Annotated in this window: 1 protein-coding gene; it reads left to right on the forward strand. The window is 70.3% G+C overall.

Annotated elements, in window-relative coordinates:
• Positions 1-235 precede the first annotated feature (235 nt).
• A complete protein-coding gene (locus C7C46_RS20495; RefSeq protein WP_425470100.1) occupies positions 236-1321 on the forward strand; it encodes an IS110 family RNA-guided transposase in 1086 nt (361 codons plus the stop codon).
• Positions 1322-1338 lie beyond the last annotated feature (17 nt).

A 1338-nucleotide genomic window follows, 5' to 3' on the forward strand; every position in this document is an offset into this window, starting at 1 on the left:
CGACTGACAGTGATGATGTGAGTGGTGATGTTGCCGGTGGATCTGACCCATCGACTGACTGACGCTTCGGCTGTCCTGTTTGGGATTTGTCGGCCCGTCGGCGACGTCATCACGCACGCGGCCGGACGGGCGCTTGTGACTTTATAGGAGCCTGGCCAGAGGCCCCGTCACTGTCTTGTCCACCCGCCCGACCGGCGCGTGCCGCCCTCGGTTCGGACAAGCGACAAGGACGGACATGACCAGCATGACGCACGGCAGCCCGGAGATCACCGGCGGAGTCGACACCCACGGCCTCACCCACCACGCGGCGGTGATCGACCAACTCGGCCGGCACCTCGCCGACCAGGAGTTCCCGGCCACCGTCCGCGGCTACCGGGACTTGCTGGACTGGATGCGCTCGCACGGCGTTCTGACAGCCGTCGGCGTGGAGGGCACCGGTGCCTACGGCGCCGAACTCGCCCGGGTGCTAACCGCCGCCGGGGTCGCGGTCGTCGACGTCGACCGACCGGACCGCAAGACCCGGCGGCTGCGGGGCAAGTCCGACCCAATCGACGCCTATGCCGCCGCGACGGCGGTGGCCTCCGGGCGGGCCACCGGCATCCCCAAGAGCCGCGACGGCCTGGTCGAGTCCGTCCGGGTGCTGCGAGTCACCCGCCGCAGCGCGGTCAAAGCCCGTACCCAGGCGATGAACCAGATCCGCAGCGTGCTCGTGTCCGCCCCGGCGGCACTGCGTGAGCAGGTCGCGGGACTGGAACGGACCGCCCTGATACGCACCCTCGCCCGGCTGCGGCCCGGCCCGGACCTGTCGACGCCACTGGCCGCGACCAAGGCCGCCCTGCGACGCCTGGCCCGCCGCCACCAACTGCTGGAGGAGGAGATCACCGAACTCGACACCGAGATCGGCCCGCTCGTCCGCCAGGCCGCACCGGAACTCCTCGCGCTGTTCGGTGTCGGTCCCGAGACCGCCGGCCAGCTCCTCGCATCGGCCGGGGACAACCCCGAACGGATGCGCTCCGAGGCCGCGTTCGCCCACCTGGCCGGCGTCGCGCCGATCCCCGCGTCCTCCGGTCGAACCCACCGCCACCGCCTCAACCGAGGCGGCGACCGGGCCGCGAACAACGCCCTGCACACCATCGTCCTGGTCCGCATGCGCTACGACGAGCGCACCCGCGCCTACGTCGCCCGGCGCACCAAGGAAGGCCTCTCGAAGAAGGACATCACGCGGTGCCTCAAGCGCTTCGTCGTCCGCGAGGTCTACCGCGCGCTCACCAACACACCAACCGAACAAATCACCCAAACCGACCTGGCTCCTGCGGCTTGACGTCTATAGGAGCATCC

Source organism: Streptomyces tateyamensis, assembly GCF_003205575.1.
GTDB classification, from domain to species: Bacteria; Actinomycetota; Actinomycetes; order Streptomycetales; family Streptomycetaceae; genus Kitasatospora; species Kitasatospora tateyamensis.